Origin of the sequence: Streptomyces sp. NPDC006739, assembly GCF_042869815.1 — a bacterium.
Classification (GTDB): domain Bacteria; phylum Actinomycetota; class Actinomycetes; order Streptomycetales; family Streptomycetaceae; genus Streptomyces.
On sequence record NZ_JBIAGM010000003.1, the window covers coordinates 237826 to 258067 of the forward strand.

General features: G+C 68.1%; 20 protein-coding genes. 4 read left to right on the forward strand and 16 right to left on the reverse strand.

Features of this window, described 5'->3' with window-relative positions:
• The first annotated feature begins 52 nt into the window (after positions 1 to 52).
• Positions 53 to 1066 (forward strand): DUF2510 domain-containing protein, encoded by a 1014-nt coding sequence (locus ACFYMM_RS07670; RefSeq protein WP_388384861.1) that lies wholly within the window; start codon positions 53 to 55, stop codon positions 1064 to 1066.
• A gap of 664 nt (positions 1067 to 1730) precedes the next feature.
• On the forward strand, positions 1731 to 1961 hold the full coding sequence (locus ACFYMM_RS07675) for a helix-turn-helix domain-containing protein (RefSeq protein ID WP_388384862.1): 231 nt from the start codon (positions 1731 to 1733) through the stop codon (positions 1959 to 1961).
• Positions 1962 to 2559: 598 nt separating this feature from the next.
• On the opposite strand, the gene ACFYMM_RS07680 is transcribed toward ACFYMM_RS07675, so the two are convergent.
• Positions 2560 to 3030, reverse strand: coding sequence for a hypothetical protein (locus ACFYMM_RS07680; protein ID WP_388384863.1), 471 nt, complete (start codon positions 3028 to 3030; stop codon positions 2560 to 2562).
• Positions 3031 to 3370: 340 nt separating this feature from the next.
• Positions 3371 to 3769 (reverse strand): hypothetical protein, encoded by a 399-nt coding sequence (locus ACFYMM_RS07685; protein WP_388384864.1) that lies wholly within the window; start codon positions 3767 to 3769, stop codon positions 3371 to 3373.
• A 193-nt stretch (positions 3770 to 3962) separates the two neighbouring features.
• On the opposite strand from ACFYMM_RS07685, the gene ACFYMM_RS07690 reads away from it, so the two are divergent.
• Complete coding sequence (locus ACFYMM_RS07690; protein ID WP_388384865.1) at positions 3963 to 5183, forward strand: helix-turn-helix transcriptional regulator; 1221 nt, start codon at positions 3963 to 3965, stop codon at positions 5181 to 5183.
• On the opposite strand, the gene ACFYMM_RS07695 is transcribed toward ACFYMM_RS07690, so the two are convergent.
• A complete protein-coding gene (locus ACFYMM_RS07695; protein WP_388384866.1) occupies positions 5164 to 5826 on the reverse strand; it encodes an HAD family hydrolase in 663 nt (220 codons plus the stop codon). The genes ACFYMM_RS07690 and ACFYMM_RS07695 overlap by 20 nt on opposite strands.
• Positions 5827 to 5897: 71 nt before the next feature.
• On the opposite strand from ACFYMM_RS07695, the gene ACFYMM_RS07700 reads away from it, so the two are divergent.
• Positions 5898 to 6080, forward strand: a complete 183-nt coding sequence (locus ACFYMM_RS07700) for a hypothetical protein (RefSeq protein WP_388384867.1) — start codon at positions 5898 to 5900, stop codon at positions 6078 to 6080.
• Positions 6081 to 6835: 755 nt separating this feature from the next.
• Here ACFYMM_RS07700 and ACFYMM_RS07705 read toward each other — a convergent pair.
• From ACFYMM_RS07705 to ACFYMM_RS07765, 13 genes are all read right to left on the reverse strand, one after another.
• Complete coding sequence (locus ACFYMM_RS07705; protein ID WP_388384868.1) at positions 6836 to 6991, reverse strand: hypothetical protein; 156 nt, start codon at positions 6989 to 6991, stop codon at positions 6836 to 6838.
• Positions 6992 to 7714: 723 nt separating this feature from the next.
• Complete coding sequence (locus tag ACFYMM_RS07710) at positions 7715 to 8083, reverse strand: hypothetical protein (protein ID WP_388384870.1); 369 nt, start codon at positions 8081 to 8083, stop codon at positions 7715 to 7717.
• A 49-nt stretch (positions 8084 to 8132) separates the two neighbouring features.
• Positions 8133 to 8399 carry a hypothetical protein gene (locus ACFYMM_RS07715; protein ID WP_388384872.1) on the reverse strand — a complete coding sequence of 89 codons (267 nt, stop codon included), beginning with the start codon at positions 8397 to 8399 and terminating at the stop codon, positions 8133 to 8135.
• On the reverse strand, positions 8399 to 9892 hold the full coding sequence (locus ACFYMM_RS07720; RefSeq protein WP_388384873.1) for a glycoside hydrolase family 25 protein: 1494 nt from the start codon (positions 9890 to 9892) through the stop codon (positions 8399 to 8401). The genes ACFYMM_RS07715 and ACFYMM_RS07720 overlap by 1 nt, the downstream gene beginning before the upstream one ends.
• A 14-nt stretch (positions 9893 to 9906) precedes the next feature.
• The gene (locus ACFYMM_RS07725) at positions 9907 to 10131 is read right to left on the reverse strand and encodes a hypothetical protein (protein ID WP_388384874.1); all 225 of its coding nucleotides are present in this window, start codon (positions 10129 to 10131) and stop codon (positions 9907 to 9909) included.
• The gene (locus ACFYMM_RS07730; protein WP_388384875.1) at positions 10128 to 10346 is read right to left on the reverse strand and encodes a hypothetical protein; all 219 of its coding nucleotides are present in this window, start codon (positions 10344 to 10346) and stop codon (positions 10128 to 10130) included. Before ACFYMM_RS07730 ends, ACFYMM_RS07725 begins: the two co-directional genes overlap by 4 nt.
• The gene (locus ACFYMM_RS07735; RefSeq protein WP_388384876.1) at positions 10346 to 10888 is read right to left on the reverse strand and encodes a phospholipase D-like domain-containing protein; all 543 of its coding nucleotides are present in this window, start codon (positions 10886 to 10888) and stop codon (positions 10346 to 10348) included. The genes ACFYMM_RS07730 and ACFYMM_RS07735 overlap by 1 nt, the downstream gene beginning before the upstream one ends.
• A complete protein-coding gene (locus tag ACFYMM_RS07740) occupies positions 10888 to 11139 on the reverse strand; it encodes a hypothetical protein (RefSeq protein ID WP_388384877.1) in 252 nt (83 codons plus the stop codon). Before ACFYMM_RS07740 ends, ACFYMM_RS07735 begins: the two co-directional genes overlap by 1 nt.
• Positions 11140 to 11141: 2 nt before the next feature.
• Positions 11142 to 12095 (reverse strand): hypothetical protein, encoded by a 954-nt coding sequence (locus ACFYMM_RS07745; RefSeq protein ID WP_388384878.1) that lies wholly within the window; start codon positions 12093 to 12095, stop codon positions 11142 to 11144.
• 67 nt (positions 12096 to 12162) lie between these two features.
• Positions 12163 to 12411, reverse strand: coding sequence for a hypothetical protein (locus ACFYMM_RS07750; RefSeq protein WP_388384879.1), 249 nt, complete (start codon positions 12409 to 12411; stop codon positions 12163 to 12165).
• 7 nt (positions 12412 to 12418) lie between these two features.
• The gene (locus tag ACFYMM_RS07755; protein WP_388384880.1) at positions 12419 to 12955 is read right to left on the reverse strand and encodes a hypothetical protein; all 537 of its coding nucleotides are present in this window, start codon (positions 12953 to 12955) and stop codon (positions 12419 to 12421) included.
• A 42-nt stretch (positions 12956 to 12997) separates the two neighbouring features.
• Positions 12998 to 16432 carry a hypothetical protein gene (locus tag ACFYMM_RS07760; protein ID WP_388384881.1) on the reverse strand — a complete coding sequence of 1145 codons (3435 nt, stop codon included), beginning with the start codon at positions 16430 to 16432 and terminating at the stop codon, positions 12998 to 13000.
• A 47-nt stretch (positions 16433 to 16479) separates the two neighbouring features.
• Positions 16480 to 20238 (reverse strand): phage tail tape measure protein, encoded by a 3759-nt coding sequence (locus ACFYMM_RS07765; protein ID WP_388384883.1) that lies wholly within the window; start codon positions 20236 to 20238, stop codon positions 16480 to 16482.
• Positions 20239 to 20242: the final 4 nt, after the last annotated feature.

Below are 20242 nucleotides of genomic sequence, written 5' to 3' on the forward strand. Positions count from 1 at the left end.
GCGGACGCGATCCTCTCATCCGCCTTTCACGCACACCTCATACGGTGGGAGCATGACGCAGGTGACTCCCCCCGGCTGGTACCCCGATCCCGGCCAGACGAATGACGCTCCCCCCACCGAGCGCTGGTGGGACGGCAAGGCATGGACGGAGCAGACCCGCCCCTCCGGGTCGGCCGCCGTCTGGGGTCCCCCGGCACAGCCGTCGGCCCCCGGCGCGTACCCGGGGTATCAGGGGTATCCCGGGTATCCGGCCCAGCCGCCGGCCGGTTCCCGGCGCGGGCTGCGCACCGGGATAGCCGTCGCGGTGGCGGCCGCGGTGCTGGCGAGCATCGGCGTCGGCGTGTACGCGCTCGCCAAGAACGACGGCACGGGCGGGAGCGGTGACCGGGCCGGTTCGCGGCAGGGTCCCGGCGGGCAGGGCGGCCCCGAGGGCGGAAGCGGCGGCCAGGGCGACCCCTTCGGCGGGTCGGGCGGGCCCGGCGGGGGTGACGGCCAGTCGCCCGGGCCCGGTCAGTCCCAGGCGCCCAAGATCAAGGGCGGCGGCACGGTGCCGGACTCGGTCGACGGGATCAGCCTCCCGGTCCCGGACGGCTGGACCGGGCAGGCGATCAGCGTCGGTGCGCAGGTGACGTCCGACGACTCCTACAAGTGCCCCGGCGACACCCAGCAGACCTGCACCAGCGGCGGCGCCTACTCGGCCCCCGCCGTGGCGCTCGGCACCTCGGGCGAGACGGCCGAGGAGGTCGCCAAGGCGGACATCGCGGCCAACGCCAAGGAGTCGTACGGCGGGAAGAGCTACGGCGGGATCACCTCGCACCAGGTGCTCGCCTCCAAGGCGGTCACGGTGGCCGGGCAGAAGGGTTACCTGGTCCGCTGGAAGGCGGTCACCAGCAAGGGCGCCGACGGCTATGTCGAGTCGCTCGCCCTGCCCTCCCCCAACGACGCCAAGCGGATGGTCGTGGTGCGTTTCGGCGTGGACGTCGGCAAGCAGGAGTCCGTCATCGACACGATCACCCAGGGCATTAAGGTGTCGTCCGGCGAAGAGGGGTCGGGGCAGAGCGTATAGACCCTGATGAGGGCTCTGACGTGGGAGGTAGTGGCGTTGCAGTCGGTTCAGTGAAGGGGAGGCCATAGATCTAGAATCTAGATGAGACTAGATGGGAATGGATCTCTTCAGGCCGGGCTCGATGTGATCGTCTCCCATGCGTCTCCCATGGGAAAGCTTGAAGGCCCCCACGAGCGACCGTGGGGGCCTTCGGTTTGCCGTCATCGGCCGGCGTGGACCAGGACGGGGGTTTCACCTGAGGGGTAGACCTCGCCCCCGCCCTGGCTACTGGGACCAACGACGGCAGCCTGTGCATGACACGATCAAACGTGTCGCTCGATCGGGCGAGTTTGCGCATGATTCGGTCGGGAACGAGCAGGAGCCGTCCGCCCGTCGACGAGGGGGTGCTCACGACGGGCGGGCGGCCTGTCCGGCTCGGGCCGAGATCTCGCCCGCGCCGGGCCACAGAGGGGGGTGGCTGGCGACAGCACCACAGAGCGGTCGCCATATCGAACAAGCGTGCGGTTCGGCATGCGCCTATCGGATCACACGGCGATGCGTTCTGGCTACACGCTGTTGAGATGTAATTGGAACCCGAGCTGCATATATCTGTCGAGTACCCGGGTCTTCGAGATTTACCACTGGTGGTAAAGACTTTCCGTCAAGATCATTCCAACGTGAGCAGGTGCACGACCCCATCCCCGACTGGGTGCCCCACCGCCGGCAGCAGATCGGGTTACAGATCCGCGCCGCCCGCCGCACAGCGAGGCTCTCCCAGATACAACTCGGAGACCGCATCGGCCGCGACCACAAGACGATCTCAAGGTGGGAGAACGCGCTTACCGCCCCCGACCTCACCGACCTGCTCCTCGTCGCCGACGCCCTCAACGTGCCCCTCGCCGACCTCGTCCGCTGACATGGACCCCGCCCATCCGCCACGGGGGCAGCAGACGGACGGGGCCGACCAAGGGGGCCGCTAGCAGTCCGTATCCCGCGCGTCCTGCTCGAGCGGGCAGACGTCCGTCCAGCCGATCGGGATCATCTGCTGTCGCGGATGCCTAGGGCAGTACCGGCGGCCCCGGTACGTGTCGGTCACCAAGTCCTCGTGCGCGAGGTCACGCAAGGTCGGGATGGGGTTCCGGCTAGAGGTCACAAGTTGCTCCGATCCCGACGTGTTTCGCCGCTTCGGTGGGCCGCCCCTGCGGGGGCAGGGGCGGCCCTGCTTCTCCAGCGTTGGCCCCTCCCCGATTCGCCGTCGAGGGAGCCTGCTGGAGGCCTATCCGCTCCCGGTCGGTGGCGCGGCCGGGAGCGGGGGGTTCATTCGGTCCACTCGGTACCGGAAGCATCGGTCGGCGACTTCCGGCCGTTGTAGTAGTCGACGTGCCGATCATCCGTGTGGGGCGGCCTCGTGCAGGACGCCAGCTCGCTGGGGTGCGCCAATCCGCAGTAGCCGGCCGCGCGGGCGCCGGACCGTGCGGCCTCCGCCAGTCGCGTTGCGAGATCCTTCTTCCTCGTCACTGGGCGGCCTCCACGGTCATCAGGCACTGGGTGTGGCCGTAGCCCAGGTGGTCCTGGGACGTGCCCTCCCACCGCACAGGCACAGCCAGCTCTCGCGCATGGATGGGGTGGTGGCAGCTAACGCAGTGCGGTTCTTCCCGGCCGGCGGTGATCCTGGCGGCGTCGTGGGCGGCGCGCATTCCGTAGCCGACGTAACAGACGCGGGCCCTCTTGCACGCCGTGGTGCAGCCGGCGACATGGTCGTGCCAGTGGTACCAGCTGGTGTACCAAGCCAGGTGAGCGCTGTAGCAGCGCCTGCACCCGAGCCGGGGCACGACCGTCTGAAGACGCGCGGCGTCCTCGCCGAGCGGACCACCGCACCAGACGCAGGCGTCGCCCGCAGCTGCTGCCTCGGACATTACCGACGGGGACTCCCAGGTGATGAGCCGGTGCAGCCGCTCCATCTCCTCGGGGCTCAAGACGGTCATCGGCGGCACTCCCTCTGGAGGCGGTACAGGCCCCGGCCAACGACGCAGTCCGCGGCAGTCGCCTCGGACCCACACAGCGCGCACTGAGAGCAGTGATCGAGCAGCGTGCGGTGGGCGTGGAGCCCGGTACAGCCGCGGCAACCGCGAGGAAACGAGCAGGGGGCGGTCCGCTCGCCGAGGGCGATCGCCGTCTCGGGGGTCAGAAGGGTGCCGCACCACACGCAATTACGGCCGCGAGCCCGGTTGTCGGGTAGTCCAACCAACGCCGGGAGGCGCCTGGCCAGCACGGCAAGCACCTCAGGCCGGATCTCCGTCACAGGCGGTAGATCAACCCGCGCGGTCATCCGGCACACTCCTCGCCGATGCGCGGCCCGAACGCATCCCCGATTGCTGCGGCCAGCGCGTCCGGATCAGTGAGCCAGCCGTCGTCGCCCGGGCAGATCCGCCAGTGCGGGCCCGGCCCCTCTGTACGACGCGCCGGCGGGATTGTCACCGTGGCCCCGACGCCGAGCGCCCGCGTGTTCACCACGTCCCAGCTCTCCGCGGTGCCGACCGGAGCGAAGAAGTAGACGACACCCGCCGCGGCAAGCGAGTCCTCGATGACGGCGCCGGCTCGGGCACCCAGGATGGCCATAGCCGCGAGGCCGACGCTGCGGGGCACGCGGATGACGTCCCAGTCGTGTCCGGCGTCGCGCAGGATAACCCCTGCGGCGGACGGTAGTCGGGCGCTCGGCATCATGGACTCCTCAGAACACGGGCGTGATCGGGTGTGGTCAAGATTGGACCTGACACGGCATCAATCCGAGGACTTTGAGAGGACTCTTCGCGGCACCAAAGAGGACTTTCGTTGCCCTGACCGGGTGAAGGGTGGCCTACTGCAGGGCCTCGCTGCACACTTGCGGCGACGGCTTCAATTCCACGGAGGTGCAGCAGTGGCCGCAGGAAACGCCCGACTGAAGGCGGCGCGGATCGCCGCTGGCTACCCGTCCCAGCAGGACCTTGCCGACGCGCTCGGCGTAGGTGTCCGGCAGGTACGGCGCTGGGAGTCAGCCACCCCGCCCTGGCCGCACCCCGATCAAGCCCAGGCTCTCACGCGCGTGCTCAGCCAAAGCCTGGAAGCTCTCGGGTTCACCCCACCAGACGGCGCGGTAGCCGACCGCGGCCGTCGCACCGTCCTCGCTGCGACCGCTGTAGCCGTCGGTCTCGCAGCCGTCCCCACGCAGGCCGTCGCCGTGCAGCCCGCCACCGCAGCCGATGACTACGCAGCCGTCACCCGCTCACACCGGCGCCTGTACTGGTCCGTCGCCCCCGCCACCCTGCACCCGGCTACAGTCGCGCACGCCACCCTCGGCTGCGCCCTCCTCCAGGAGACCGCCGGCCAGACCCGCGCACGGGTCGCGGCAGCGCTCGCCGAGAGCTACCTCCTTGCCGGGCGGATCGAATTCTTCGACATGCGAGACGCCGACCGCGCGCAGCAGACCCTGCTCCGGGCGCTTCAGGCTGCGGGCGAGGCTGACGACCCGCTGCTTGGGGCGGCGATCCTCGCACACGCCGCGTTCATCCCGGCCTGGGCGGGTGACCGTGAGGCGGCCGTCGAGCGGATGGTGGCTGCGCGTACGTACGCCCGGCGCGGCCCGGCCTCCGCCGGGCTGCTCGCCTGGCTGGATGCGGTGGAGGCGGAGTGCGAGACCCGGTGCGGCCACACCAGGACCGCGCTGCACCTGATCGGGCATGCCGAAGACGTCCTCGCCCGCGGCACCGAGCACGACAGCGCCGAGTGGCTCGACTGGTTCAGCGCGGTCCGCCTGGCGGCGTTCAAGGGGAACACGCAGTTGAAGGCGGGGCATCTCCCGCAGGCCCGGACGACGCTCCTCGGCGTCCTCGACGCATTGGGCCCCTCGGACGAGAAGCAGTCCACAGTGATCCTCGGTGACCTCGCTGCCGTCGAGGCCGCCGCCGGCGAGCCCGAGGCCGCCTGCGGGTACGCGGTCCGCGCGCTCGACCAGCTGGAGCGGACCTGGTACGCCATGGGCATGGACCGAGTCCGTGAGGTGCGGCGCACCCTGGCACCGCACCAGCACGAACGCTGCGTCCGTGACCTCGACGACCGCCTCTACGGCTGGTCGACGACCGTCAGCGCCCTTGCCCGTTGAACTGCGCGATCAGCCCGGACAGTTCGAGGAGGCTCTCGACCCTGAACGTCGGGAGCTTCTCCGCCTCCTCGGACCCCCACTGGATCGTCGCCCACGGGCCGCGGCGCACGAGCGCGGTGTGCATGCCCGCCGCGACTGCGGGCCGGATGTCGTTGTCGACGCGGTCGCCGACGTACAGCATCTCGTCCACCTCGGCAGGCACCACCTCGGCGACCCGGTCGAAGAACGCCAGGTCCGGCTTCGAGGCGCCCCAGTCGTCGGAGGTACCGATCAGGTCGACGTCGCCGGAGAACAGCTCACGCAGTATCCGGCCCGCCCGCACCGTCTGGTTCCCAGCGATCCCGAGCCACAGGCCATCCGCACGCAGTGCGGCGAACGCGTCGCGGACGTCCGGGTACAGATCGGGCTCACCGAAGTGCTCTGGCTTCCCGGCCGCCGCGCGCTTCTCCCGCTCCTCGTACAGGTCGAAGCCCGGACGGAACTCCTGGAAAGTCTCTCGGTAGTCGCGACCCTGGGCGATGACGGCGCCGAACATCGCGTGGAAGGTATGGCGGGGCACGCCGAGCCAGTCGGCCCAGGTGCCGTACTCGGTGGTCTCGTCTACAAGGCACTCGCCAACATCAAAGATCACAGCGCGAATCATGGGGGCAGCGTATCGGCCCTCTGCGGCGGTCTGCCGAGTGGATTGTCAGTGCCGCCCCGTAGCCTTGGAGCATGTCCCCCGACCCTGCCAGCCCTGGCTCCATGCGGTCTGCTGACGTGGTGAACGAGGAGATCCGGCAGCTGGCCTGCGCCGCGTGGGGGCGGCCGTTCACCGACGCTGAACGCGCCCGGTACGAACTTTTGGTCGTGGAATGGGCGGCTGCCGACCGCGCCGAAGACGTCGAAGCGGCGTGACCGTGCGCAGTCACCTGAAAGCGGCCGGTTTCGTCCAGGTGCCTGACACGTTCCGGCCCTATCGGGCATCCTGACCCCATGCCTGATTCCCCTTGCTCCGCATGCGGCGGCGCTGGCGTCACAGAGCACACCGAACACACCGTCGAAACCGACCAAAACGGCAACCAGCAGCCCGTCACCCGCTCCTGGACCGGACCATGCGGCACCTGCCACGGCAGCGGCGTCAGCTGACCCAGAACGGAGACCCTGATGCGGCCCATCTACGTATGCATCGGATGCGCAGCCACCTACCTCCCCCCCGAAAACCCCACCACCGGACCAGCCCCGTCACCCGCGCACTGCTCCCGGCCCGGATGCGAGAGCGCAGTCCGTGAGGCCGTGGAACTGTCGGGGCTGTCGGAGGAAAAGCTGGGAGAACTGGTCCGCCGCGCAAACGGGCTGGAAGGCGAACCCCGCAGGGGACGCATCAACCGGCGGGCCGCCCGCGGCCGGCGCGCGGCCGCTACCCCCGGTGGTAGCCGCAGCAAGCTCGGGTAGGGCCGTCCGGGTCCCGCCGTCGGACGGCTGCAGCGGCCAAGGCCCGGGTACTACCCGTTTCCCTGGCACGAGGCTGCACTTCGGGCGCGCGCTGCGCATCACGCACGGGACGCCCCTACCCCGGCAGGGTACGCCCCGCCGTACCCGTCCAACGCAAAAACGGCCCCCGCCACAGCCCACGATAGGGCTGCGACAGGGGCCATTTGGCACTGCTCAGGTCACGCTTCCGGCTCGTCCTCGGACGGCCAGTCTGGCTCCCGGAACAGGCCCTGCCACTGCGGGCGCGGGGCCGGGTCAGCGGTGCGCGGGACGATACCGGCCGACTGGGCGGCGGTGGCGGCGCCGACGCGCGCGGACACGACGGGGTGGGGCATGCAGCCTCCTACGAGTAAGCGCAGCACTGAGGAGCAGCGCCGCGGCCTCGGGATTGGTGGCCTTCAGCGGGGCCGACGAGCTGGCTGGGGTGCACGTGTAGTGCGTCGAACCATCCGCGTCAGGCGTGCAGTTGTACGTTGTGGACGGCCCAACGGCCGGGGTGTAGGTGAAGGTCCACCCGGACGGCGGCGGCCCGGCGGGGCCTTGCTCGCCCGTGTCGCCCTTCGGGCCAGCCGGGCCGGTGTCGCCTCTCGGCCCCGCAGGGCCAGCGGGTCCAGCCGCGCCGGCTGCTCCCGTAGCACCCGGCGCGCCAGCAGCCCCGGTCGGGCCGGCCGGGCCAGGCGAACCCGCGGCACCCGCAGAACCGTTCCTCCCCGCCTGACCCGGCGCACCCGACGGACCAGGACTCCCCGCGGCGCCAGGGCTTCCAGACGGGCCGGCCGGGCCCGCTATCCCCTGAACGCCGCGGACGATGCTGCTAGCGGCTGGCGCGGACGGTGTCACGCCATGCTGTTTGAGCTGCCGACGCGTGACGTCCAGGCCGCTGGCCAACTTGCCGATGACCTCGGTTTGGGCATCCTGCGCCTTCTGCAGCCTCTGGTTCTCGCCCTCGGCGATCCGCAGCACGAGCACAGCGAACGCCACCGCGACCAGGGCCAGCACCCACACACCACCGATAGCGATCCGTGCCGCCCGGGGACCTCGCGAACGTTTCCGCCGCCTCACTTAGCCCCCTTCAACGTGCCATACGCCTGGACCAACAGGCCAACCAGCGCGATCGCCACCGTCACAACCCCCAGCCAGCGGCCCAGCGTCATCGCCGGCCGGTCCTCCAGAGCCCGGACACGGTCCGCCAACGGCTTGATCAGGTTGTCGCGGAGGTTGAGGAGATCCTGGTCATGCTCCGTTTCGAGCCGCTGGATCTCCCGGTCCCGGTCCCGCTCGGCCTGGTTGTACAAGGTGAGCGGGACCATGTCCCTGGCGACGTCGGTGATCCGGGAATCCAGAGCGGCGTGGATCGTGTCCGTTCGCCGCTCATGGTCCGCCAGCCGCCGGTATACCTCGCCGCTCGAGACTCCCTCATCGGCCACCGTCACCCCTCGTTTTCAGTTCAGCAGTACGCGGCCGACAACAGTCCCGCTACGCGGCCGGGGTAACACCCGGGCCGTCCGGGGGACCCGGCACGGGGGCGATCGGCGGCCGTCGGCGAAGCAGGGACGCCGAGGTGGGGCTGCCGACGTAGCGGGCCAAGGCACCCTTCGCCGCAGACAGGACGGGCACGAGAAGCGCCGCCCACCACACGGGCAGACTGCTGAACTCGGTGATAGCGACGCCGAGCACAGCCTCACCCGCGGTGGCACCGACGCGCTCACCGAGGTCCAGCCAGTAGGTGCGGTTCATCGCCATCACGCGCCTGCCTTTCCGAGCGCGGCCGCCAGCTCGTCGAGAGCCGCCTTCGCGCCGGCCTCGGCCGCGGCCTGCACCTGCTCGGCGGTGAGCCCGCCTGCCTTGGTGACGTCCGCGGTCAGCGCGGTGATCGCCCCGGACAGGGCGCCGACCTGAGCGGTCAGGCTCGCCACGGCGCCGTTGGTTCCGGCGATGTAGCCGTACACGTCGGGGAGATTGGGGTCCTTCTTGGCGGCGTCGGCGTTGCGGTAGGTGAGGACGCCCATGACGACCTTGTTGACGTCTGCGTCGGTGAGGGGCATGTCTGCCTCCAGGATCTGGGCGATCGGGAACTGGCCGGGGTCGCCGTGGTCGTTTTCGGGGACGTGCTGGTGTCCGCAGTGGCCCTTGAAGGCGGACCAGGCCGCGGCGGTCATGCGGACGCCGTTGTTGCCGTAGCTGGCCGGGTACGGCTTCCAGGCAAGCCCGGAGGTGAGCGGCACGCCGTGCTGGTCATGCGCCCAGTGAGCGAACGCGTTCAGGTCGCGGATCGCCCAGTCGGGAAGTTCCGACATGTACAGGTGCGGGGTTCCGGCCTTCGCCCAGGTGGCGTGCGTGGCCGGGTCGCAGGTGCCGACGATTTCCACCTGGGCGCAGTTCAGGGTGTTCGTGGCCATCTGGCCGGCGGCGTGGACGAGGGCGCGCGCGCTCTCGTCGAACGCGAAGTGCTGGTACCAGACCAGCCGCTGAGCGGCGAAGTCGGGCACGGCGGTGAGGGTGGGGGCGATCGATCCGCCCGAGTAATCGGGTAGGGCGGTCGTCTCGGTGGAGTGCCAGACGATCGTGTTGACCTGCATCGGATCGCCCGGGTAGGCGCTGGAGTACCAGTGGGCTTTCGAGGCGCCCGGGTAGATCTCGGCGCCCGTCGAGCCGCCGCCGGATCCGCCGCCCGCCATGCCAGCCCAGGCCTTGAGGGCATCCGCCGTTGCGAAGTTCGCAACGTCCTCGTCCTGGGGCGAGTCCGAGTACTGGTGGAACGTCCACGCGTGACTGACCCGAGGCTGGCCGGCCGTGACGTAGTCGGCGATCCACAGGAAGTCGCCGCAGTTGGAGTTGGTGTCGACGTTCTTCCAGCTGCTGGTGTCCGCGTATACGCCGACCTTGTGGCCGGGGACCTTAGCCTTGACGTACGCGAGCCACGCGTCCTTGTAGGCGCGGGCCTGGGCGTCGGTGACCGTCTGCCCGTACCACTCCCAGTCCAAGCAGAGGACGTCGCCCGGGACAAGGGCGATCTGGGAGAGGAAGTAGTCGGCTTCCGCCGCAGGCGAGTTACCAATGTGCGGGTAGTGATAGAAGATCGTCACCAGCCCTGCGGCGCGCGCGGTCGCCCGCTGTGCCACCCACTTGGAGTTCACGTACGACAAGCCTTCAGTGACCTTGATCCCCACGAAGGCGAGCCCGGCCGTCGAGTAGGCCGAGGACTGGTACGAGGAGACGTCGATCCCTTTGAGCATCACACCCTCCTCTCTCAGCGCCAGATGCCGAACACGAAGTGGAAGAACAACCAGCACATGAAAGCCAGCAGCAGGACGTGCAGGACAGTCCAGTGCGAGAGCGGCACACCTTCCTGCACCCCGAACCAGTCCCAGACGGCATAGCTGAGGGTGTTCTTCGGATTCCGGACCAGGGCGATCGTCTCGGGGACAACGAAGGCCCCCAGCCACAGCAGCCAGTACCAGCGCCACGCAGTCACGCCGCACCACCCTCCTGCTCCGTCTCCGCGGCCGGGCCGAGGACGTGCTGGACGAGGAGGACCTCGTGCTGCTGGTGCAGTGCGGTGACGTGCTGCCGCAGGGCCCGGATGCGCCGCGACATGACCTTGTGGTGGATCGCCACGATCGGGATCCACAGGACGTTCGCCAGCAAGTTCGGCCACGTCGCCGTCCAGGTGGAGGTGAGCCAGGCCATCAGGCTGCGGCCTTCTTTGCGGCGACGGCCAGCATGTGGTGGTGGATCGCGTCCAGGCGCGTCCGCGCCTCCGCAGCGACCATCGGGTCACGGATCAGCACGAGGGCGTTGTCCTGCAACCCCTCACCCGACGCAGACCAGTTCGTGCTGCCCGTGAGAACGTCGAGGCCGTCGATGACGACCTCCTTCAAGTGCATGATTTGCGACTTCTCGGAGCGGCCGATCGCGATCGACGACGCCGGATACGCCTCCTCAGCGAGGATCGCCCGCTCGTGGACGCCGCCGGCCTGCGACGAGTCGAGGGTGAGTTGCACGACGATCGTCGGGTCCATGAGCTTGGCCTTGATGATGTCGGCGAGCTCCTGATCGTCGAAGCCGTACATCCCGATCGACAGGGAGCGTTGCGCAGACGCGATGAGCTCGACGAGCGCCGCATGGACCTGGTCGACGGGGCTGTAGAAGGTGCGGACGTTCGGCGGGTAGCCCGGCGCGAACCCGCCGGTCTTGTGCCGGTCGAGGACCGACAGATCAGGAAGGGCCATCACACACGCTCCGGCCAGTGCCAGGAACCACCGGGCGGCATGCCGGCGCCGTCCGGTTCGTAGTGCGCGCACTGCTGGTTGAAGAACATGCCCTCCGGGTTCAGCACCGCGAGCGATACCCCGCGCCCCTCAGTGCCGGGGGCGACGGCCGTGACGATGGCGGCCCGGCACTGCGAGGTGTACTCGCCGCCCGGCGTGCCAAAGCTGACGTAGTGGACGACGCGTCCCACACTTGGCTGCTGCTCGGCCATGGTCAGGCCCCCTTCGTGGTGACGTGGTTGTCGTGCGCCCACTCGCCCATCAGCTGTGCCGCCTGAACCAGCCGAGGATCCAGGCCAGGAGCCGGAGAAGGAGTGGGCGCCGGAGGAGGGGTCGGCACCGGAGCCGGCACGGGCGGGACGACCGCGGGGAACGGCTTCCCGGTCAGCGCGGTGTAGTCCGCGGCGAGCTGCGCCAGGTCGACGCCCGTCTGGAACGCCGGATGGGCGAGGTGCTCGGGCCAGATGACGACCCATGCCTCTTCGACCTTCCGCGACCAGTACTTGTCGGTGAACGACGTCTCCTGCGCCCAGGTGATGAACCGTTCGTCGCCGCCGAGCGGGCCGCCGCCGGGGGCGCCGTAGCCGCCGGTGATGACGGAGTGGCCGCCGTCGTCCGGGGAGGAAGCGTGGTAGTCCCAGGGCTTGCCGTCGTCGAAGTCCTGCATGTTGGCGTCCTGGACGACGAGGCCCGTCCACACGAACCCGAAGATGCTGATGGCGGCCTTGACCTCGTCTGGCGACGACGGATCGACCTTCGCGAACGCTAGGGCCTTCTTCCCGTCCGGGCCGCCGACCTTGACGAGGTACTCCAGCAGCGTCTGAATATCCATGCCGCCGTCCGCCGCCGAGCCCGGCCCGTTGACGTTCGGATCGCCGTTCGGGTCAAAGTCCGGGTTCTGGGTGCGGTAGACCGCCCACACCTCGTCCTGCGACGGGTAGTTCTCCGCCCCGGCGATGGAGGAGACGAGGCGGCGGACGTTGGCCCACGTCACCGCGACACAGTCCCCGGCGACGTCGTTGCCCAACATCTGCCAGGCGGCGAGACGCGCGAGGTAGTCGGCCGCAGCCGGGTGCGCGGGAATCTTCCCGGTGAGGAGTCGGGAGAGGGACAGGGCGGGAGCGCGCTTCGGGGCGCGGCGGCCGTACTGGCGGACGGGACTGGTCATGGTGCTCCTGGGCATGCGAAAACCCCCGGCGGTACCGAGGGCGTGAGGGCGAGAAGGGGCGAGGTGGTCAGTCGTAGCTCGGCGGGGTGGCCTTGCCGTCATAGGTCGTCGTGACGACCGTCGATTCCTGCTTGAAGGCCTGAATGTTGATCGTGCCGAAACCAGCCGGCCACGGCAGTGCCTTGATCGCCGTGACGAGTGCGGCCATTTCGGCGTCACTGGCCATGGAGTCGGCAGTGCCGAACTGGAAGCTGACAGCGCCGTTGTCGCTGTACACGTTGGTGGTGTAGCCGCCGATGTTCTGAGTGGTAGGCACTGCGCTCCTATGCGTGGATCCAGGTGACGGACATCGAGCTGGTCTGAGTGGCGCTGCCATGGGTGGTGGGTGAAGTGCCGTCCGCCTGCACGAAAATCTCGACGTAGTCGCCGACGGCCAGGACAACGGAAATCGTGATCGCCGACACGGTGTAGGTGTGGCTGGAGTTCCCGGGGACCATGCCACGTGACCCAGGCTGCTCTACGCCGTTCTTGCAGATGTAGGCGGCGAGGTAGGTCTGGCTGGTCGCGCCGTTGACGCTGGCGCCGCCCGAGACGAGGTAGGTGCCGGCTACCTGCGCCGTGTACCTGGAAGTGTTGGTGGTGGTGGAGTGGCCGCCGTAGGTGTCTATGGTTTCGGTATCCAGCGTGACGGCGATGCCGGTGCCCGAAGTGAGGGACTGGCCGCTGGTCTGATAGCCGAAGAAAACAGGCGGGTTGAGAAGGTAGGTGAGCCCGTTGTAGACGTTCGCGTTCCACAAGGCGCTGGTGATGAAAGCGCCGGGGACCTCGGACGCGGGTACGGGGACGGGGAGGTTCGCCATACGGGCGCCTCCTTTCTGGTGAGAAGGCGCCGAGCTGGTCGCTCAGTAGGCGAACGCCGTGCTGTCGAATAGGGCGCTGGAGTCGTATGTCGTGGCGCTCGTAACGCCGGTCGGTAGCGGCTCGCAGACGACGTCACCGGCGGTGTGGCCTTTGGTGGTGGCGGCCTGCAGCGTGATCGTGGCGGTGGTCCATCCGGCGGTGGTGGTGGCCACGCTGAGGACGGTGACGGTCTCCTGGTTGGCGGTGCCGAGCCCCAACACGAGCTGCTGGCCTTGCCCGATCTGTGCTGCCGCCGGATTGGTGTTGTCGGCGCCAGCGTTGATGGTGATCGTGGTGACACCCGCTGCCGGGGAGCCGTTCAGCGTCGTGTGGAAGCTGGCGAAAATGCCGTAGAGGGTGAGGTCCGCCGGACTGCACTGCAGAGTGACGAATGCCTCGCCGTCGTCCCCGAAATCCCAGGCAAGATTCTCCACGAAGCAGTCGATTTGAATCGCCGGGACTCCGGGCGGCCGTCGCATCACCCGCACCCGTGTGCCGAGTTCCAAACTCAGGCACACCGGCCACATAGCGGGGAAGGCGCTCGGGTGGAGTTTGATCGAGCTGACCCGCTGCGCTGGCTGCTTGTAGCGGGAGAGCAGGTAGTTCGCGGCGTCCGCGCATTCGCTACTGCTCGACGCATTGATGCTCCGGGTCATCGTGCGCGGGAAGTAAGAGGCGATCGACGTGGCGTCGGTGGCATAGAAGTTCTGCGACGTGGATTCCTGCGTGACAGTGACCTGATTCGACAAGTGGGTACTGTCGTAATCCAGTTGGCAGTCCTCGTACGGCCACTCGCCCGACGACGTGTTCTCTCCGAACGTATAGACCGGAGTGGTGGCGTTATACCTGGCGCTGCGGGCCTTGAACGTGACCGCACCAGACCGGTCGACGTAATGCGCGCCGTTCTCCGTGTCAACGACGCTCTGCAACGCGCTCATGGCGTCCTGGCCGCTGATGTTCGCCGGGCCCATGGACGTCGTCAGTCCGGTATCGATGGCCGAGACGCCGCTGTAGCCCGCGTACCGCAGGATCCGAGCGTACCGGGCATCACTGGACTCACCTGCGCACGCTGACTTCCACGCCTGATACATGTTGGTGATCTGGGAAGCCGTGAAAAAGGTTGGGAACTCGGCGGCGAAACTGATGTCACCCTTGAAATTCAGGTCCGTACCGTTTCCTACTGTCGGGTCAACGAAATTACCCAGGTTATCGCTGACCAGCCCGGTCGGGGTGACACTGGTGGGCACAGAACCATAGTAGGCGACGATCGAACCATCCTGGGAGACCATCACTTGCTGGGTAGCCTGGTTGTAGCCGAAAAGCAACAAGTGCCAGTCGCCATCTACACAGTTCGTCGCGCCGCCAGCCAGATACCCGAAAGAGTTTGTGGGGCCGCCAATGGCCACAACCGGTCTTCCTGTTGAATCCAGGAATGCGTTGACGCGGCTGCCGGCGGGGGCTCCCCCAGACCTGATGTTGTCCATGCTGGACCAGAAGTAGGCGGCTGAGGAAGGAGTGGGTCCCGTGTACCGGAAAGCGATCATTCGCGTCCACAGCATGGGGTTCGCCGGGCCAACGATCCCGGCGCCTTGGAGCTTGATGAATGTGGCCGCACTGGGCACGGCGGTGCCCGGGTTGGGGTTGTTGAGTGTGACGACGGTGCCGGTGCTTCCCGTGTATGTGCCCGTCGAGTCTGTGGCCGTGATCTGGTTGCCGAAAGTCAGGCTTCCAGCCCCGTATTTGGAGACGGCAAGCTGAGCAGCGGGATAGTTGCCCGTCCAGTCCGTAGCACTCGTGGACCCTGCGGGATCGTCCAGTTTGTACACGAACCGGGGCGAGTTGGAGCTGATCTCCTCGGTCAGCGGGTCCGACAGCTGCTGCTGGCTGAGCAGGCTGAACGTGTCCACCGCTGTCGGCGCGACGACGCCGTACGTCCCCGACATATTCCAGGCTGGCGTCCACCGCTCCGTCCAGCCCGCATACACAGGGAACCACACACCCGGGCACATCCATGTCGTCGCCGTGCTGCCCTTTTCAAGCTGCCAGCCGTCCACCTGCAGCGAGCACGTAGCCGCAGCAGTAGCCGCGAGCGCCACACCCACATCAATCCCGGCCGCGCTCGCTGGAGCGGTCGCGGTGACCGTGATCGTCGTCCACCCGGCTGTCGACGCACCAGTCAAAGTGCTGCTGGAGCCGTACACGAACGACGTCGGCGTGCCGCCCCCGCCGACCGTGTACCAGCCGATGACCGCCTGCACGGAAAGAGTCGTCGACGCTGTGACGTCCCGGACCCGCAGCTGCACCGTGTACGTCTGGCCCGGGATCACCGACCAGCGCGGCGTGTGACAGGGCCGCGCACCGGTAGCCGATCCGGACGGCACGGACGCCTGAATGACCGTGCCGCCCTGCCACGCTGAGGTTGAGGAGACGAAGCTGCCGCCGGAACTGTCCGTCGTGGAAAAAATGGCCGGCCCGGCCGCAGATTGGGGGATCGTGCCCAGCGCGTAGCCGCCGAGGTCCCCACCCGTTGCCGCCACCTGATCGAGCAAATTCCGGGTAGGCGGCCACTGAGCACGCCGCCGGTACGGCTGGTAGGGCTGGATGTGGCCAGCCCACGGACCGCTCGAGTTGCTGGGATCCAAGGCGGCGTCCGTGTTGGCCAAGGTGAGCTGTGCCTCGCCGGCGCGGACCTGGTCCAGCTCGTACTGCCGGCCGCGACTGACCGTCACCGTGCCCCGAGTCCGGTCCGTCACCTCGACATACCGGTCGAGCGGCATGGTCCCCGCGTTCGCGTTCCAGTACGGCGCCCATCCATCTTCGACCAACGGCCAGTTCAGATTCGGCTGGCCAGGCGCCGAGCTGGTGGTGTTGACGTGGTCGATGTACGCCGACATGCCCGCGGACTCGGTCGCGTAGTAGCCGGTCACGAACTGGACTTTCACCGCGGTCGCGTTCCAGGTGTAGGCGATCGTGGCGCGGGTGGTCCACGTGTACGCGTCCGGGCTGGTCGCGAACACAAACGACCCAGCAGCCTCGGTGATGCGCCACCACGCGTAGTTGTACTGATCGTAGGCGGCCCAGTTTACAGCGACCGTGGTCGTGTTGGCGACGCCCGCAGTGGTGACCGAGACGGCGAACGTGCCGCCGGACACGGACATGGTGGCCTTGTTGTTGGCGTCCAGCAAGATCTCAAAGAAGGTCTGGGTGCTGCCGTTGCCGACCGGCGTGGGTACGACCCGGGCGTAGATGCTGCTGCCCGTCGCGTCCCACGGGGTGCTCGCGAGGCCGTAGTAGTTCGTCGTGCACGACACCGCCACCCGGTCCAAGGCAGTGTCGACCTGGACGTTCGGCGACGGCGACGACGCATTCCACACGGCCGTGTTGAGCGTCGCACCGCCGAACTGGTCGCTGAGCGTGAACAGCTTGGGGTTCGCCACCGGGCCACCGCCAATCTGGCGCCCGGCGGCGCCCTCGAACCTACTGGTCAGCGCCTGTACGACGGATACGTGGCCGGGTTGCGCATGCCGAGGCGCAGCATCTGCTGCTCGACGACGTCTCGTAGGTCACGGTCACTGCGGACCGAGCCCTCGACGGTCACGTTCACCGTGTACTGGTTCACCACCGTGGTTCCGCCGCCGGCCATGGCCAGCCCGGCGCCGCCGCGCGCCCCTGTCGAGGTCATCGCCCCGGCGAGCCGGTTCACCGCGTCCGTGGCGTGGTGCGCGCTGCCGTCGACGCCCTTGGCCAATCCCTTGGGGATCCAGGTGCCGATCTCGGTGAACACCCGCGACGGGCTGCGGATCCCGAGCGCGGACTTGATGGCCTTCTGCATGGACTTGGCGATCCGCATCATCTGCGCCTCGATCGCCTTTTCCTGCGACTGCAAGCCCTTGACCAGGCCCTGAGCGGACTTGAGGCCCGCCCCGTACATGCTGTCGGCGACCGCCACGCCGACGCCGTTCGCGGCGTTCTGCGTCGCCGACTGCAGGCTATTGAGCTGCTTGATCTGCCCCTTCGACGCCCCCGCCAGCGCGGCCGCCGTCGCCCCGCCCTGGTCCACACCCGCGGCGGCGAGCTGCTGGATCAGGGTGGAGGACAGGCCCTTCTTCTGCAGGGTTTGCAGCTCGGCCGCGAACTCCTGGGCCTTCTGATATTGGGCCTGCATGTTGTTGACGACGTCCTGCGCGCTGAGGGCGAACCCTTCCTGCGGGGCCTGCGTGACGATACTGAACCCTTGCATCACGCCATCGGCGACCGTCTTGACCTCGGCGTTCCACTGCTTCTGCACAGCAGCCAACGCCTTCTGAGCATCCTTGATCCGCTTGGCGACCGAGTCCCGCTTCGCCGCCAGCGACCGCATCAGCCTGTCTTCCCGGCCGGCGTACGACTCCAGATGCTTCAGTGTCGCCTCGTGAGCGGCCACCCACCGGTTGGAGACACCCCGAGTGCCGCGCAGGTCGGAGACCTTGTTGTAGGTCTCCATGAGCAGGCTCTCGATGCGCTTCGTCGCCGCCTTCACCTTCGCCGTGGACCCGGTCATGCCGTCGATGAGGCCCTCGTTCAGGTAGATCCCGAGCGTCCGGAACACCTTGCTCGGAGAGGCGATGCCCATGCGCTGGGCGAACGAGGACTCGACTGTGGCGCCCACATTGGCGGTAGCGGCGGCGAGCACCGGAAGGTGACTGTTGAGGCCGTCCACCAACCCCTGCATGATCATGCGGCCTGCAGGGGCCAGCATCACCCGGTCGTAGGAAGGCGGCCCCTTGTGGGAGGTGATGAAAGAGGTGATGCTGCTCAGCGTCGACCCCAAGCCGCCCATCGCCGACTCGATCCCGGAAATCAGGCCGTGAATCACCGAGGCGCCCGCGTTGTACAGCAGGTTCGCGAACCCACTGCCAACGCTGGAGATGGTGGACGCCACGTCGTGGAGCTGCTGCCCGACCAGCTGCTTCAGATCGGACCAGACCCGCGACCACTTCCCAGTGATCAAGTCGAGGACGAGGCCTACCGTGTTCAGGATCAGATGCATCGCCGTCGTCGTCACGCCGGAGATCACCGACCAGGCGACCCTTGCCGTGTCCCGGAGGACCCCCCAGGTATCCCGCCAGGCTGCCGCCAGCACCGCCAGAAGCGGCTGCATCGTGGCCCACCACGCCTTCGCGTACAGGCCGATGGCCGCGAAGACAGCCTTCGCAATCGCCTCGATCTGCGCGCCGTGGAGCTTCCACCACGCCGACAGGTCCGCCATCCGCGCCTTCACCCACGACAGGACATTCGCGTCCAGCCACCTTGCGAGGGCCTGCATGGCGTGCACAGTGGCGGACCAGGCGATTTCCAGTCCGCGAACCACAACCGCCGCCTGCTGCCAGGCAACCTTGAAGGCGCCCATCAGGAACCGGCCGACGTCGTTGACGACGGCCCGGAACTTCGCGAAGTGGTTGTAGGCGTAGATCAGTCCGGCGACGAGCGCGGCGATCGCCATGACGATCGCGCCGATCGGGTTGGCGTCGGCTTCCGCGTCGAAGACCGCCATCACGGCGTTCACCGCAGCCTGTGCGACCGCCCACGCCTTCAGCGCTATCGCCCCGGCCAACAGGCCGCCCGCGAGGGACGCGATGAGGCCAACGAGCTGCTTGTGCTGGTTGATGAATGGGCCGACCGCGGTGACGACGTTCGTGATGCCCTTGACGAGCCCGGTGACCGACGGCAGCAGCGCGTTGCCGATACTGATGCCCGTGTTCTCTGCGGCGGCCTTCAGGCGCCCCATCTGCGCGGAGAACGTCTGCTGGGTCTTCTCCCAGGCGGCGTCGAAGTTCTTGGTGTTCGATGCCTTCTGGATGTCCTCGAACTTGGTCTTCAACCCGTCGAGGTTCTGCATCAGCGACATGATCGCCTTGTCGGACCGGCCGCCGCCGAAGATCTTCGACAGGACGCTGTCAGCCTGGGTGCCCGAGACGCCAGCCTTCTCCAAGCTCGTCTTCAGGTCGTTCAGCGCCACGTACAGGCCGTCAGGCCGCTTCAGGTCCATGGCCAGCTTGTTCTGGGTGATGCCCGCCTTCTCCATGGCCTGCTTCATCGCCGCCGACGACGCGGACACGTCTGTCGATGCGAGGCCGAGCCCCTTCAGCATTGCCGTCGCCTTCGCGGACGGCGTGGTCATCATGCTGATGCCCATGGTCATGCGGGTGGCCGCGACCTCGGCACTGTTGCCGCGGTCGGTGAGGTAGGCGAGGCCGGCGCCCATGCTGTTGATGGAGATGCCCATCTGGGAGGCAGTGGGCGCCCAGTTTTTTACGCTTTGGTTAAAATCTTGAAAGCGCATGTCGCCTTGGCCGACGATGGCGTTGAGGCTGGCCATCGTCGATTCCGCCTGGCTGGCGGGCTGGTTGAACGCCTTCATCACGCTGGACAGCGAGTAGGTGGTGTCCTCCAGGCTGGCCCCGGAGATCTTTGCCTCCTCCGCCGCGTACTTCACCGCCTGCAACGCCGTCTTCAGATCCAGTCCGGCCGACACAGGGTGGTAGAGGGCCTCGGCCATCCTCGTGCCGGACACGCCGACCGCGTCCGCCGTCGCCAGCACCTGACCGCGCATCGCCTTCACCTGCGCGGCCGGCGCCCCGGCAGCGGTGGACAGGCGCGTCATCTCCGTCTGGAACTTCGACGCCAAGTCCACGGAGGCGATACCGATCCCGGCGAGACCGATCACACCCCACTTCTTGACCTTGTCGAAGACGGGGCCGAGACCGAGGAACTTGCCGCCCGCGGCTTCGGCTTCGGCGCCCGCAGCCTTCATCTTCGTGCCCGCGACCACTGACTCGTCGGCGGTCACCTTCAGACCCGTCGCCGTCGCTTTCGCCTCGGCGCCGATCGCGGCCATTCCGGTCTCCGCGGCTGCTGCGGAGGTGCTGACCGCTTCACCCATGGTCTTGGCGGAGGCGGCGATGCTGGCCATGGCCTTATCGGTGGCAGCGGCCGCCTTGTCGGTGGCCTTGGCCACAGCGTTTGCGGAGCGGGAGAACCCTTGCAGTTCCTTCTTCGCCGCGTTGACGGTCTCGATCGCCGGGGCCAGCGACTTGAACGAGGCGGCCAGCTGCGCGAAAGAGCCTTCGACGGCGGCAGCCGAAACACGAGCTGATTCAGCAAAACGCTCGAGGGCAGTGGTGGCGCGGGTGAGGGTCTTGATGAACCCGTCGTCCGAGCCGCCAAGTTCGACCATGACCGGAGGCAGGAAGCTTTCCGACACCAGA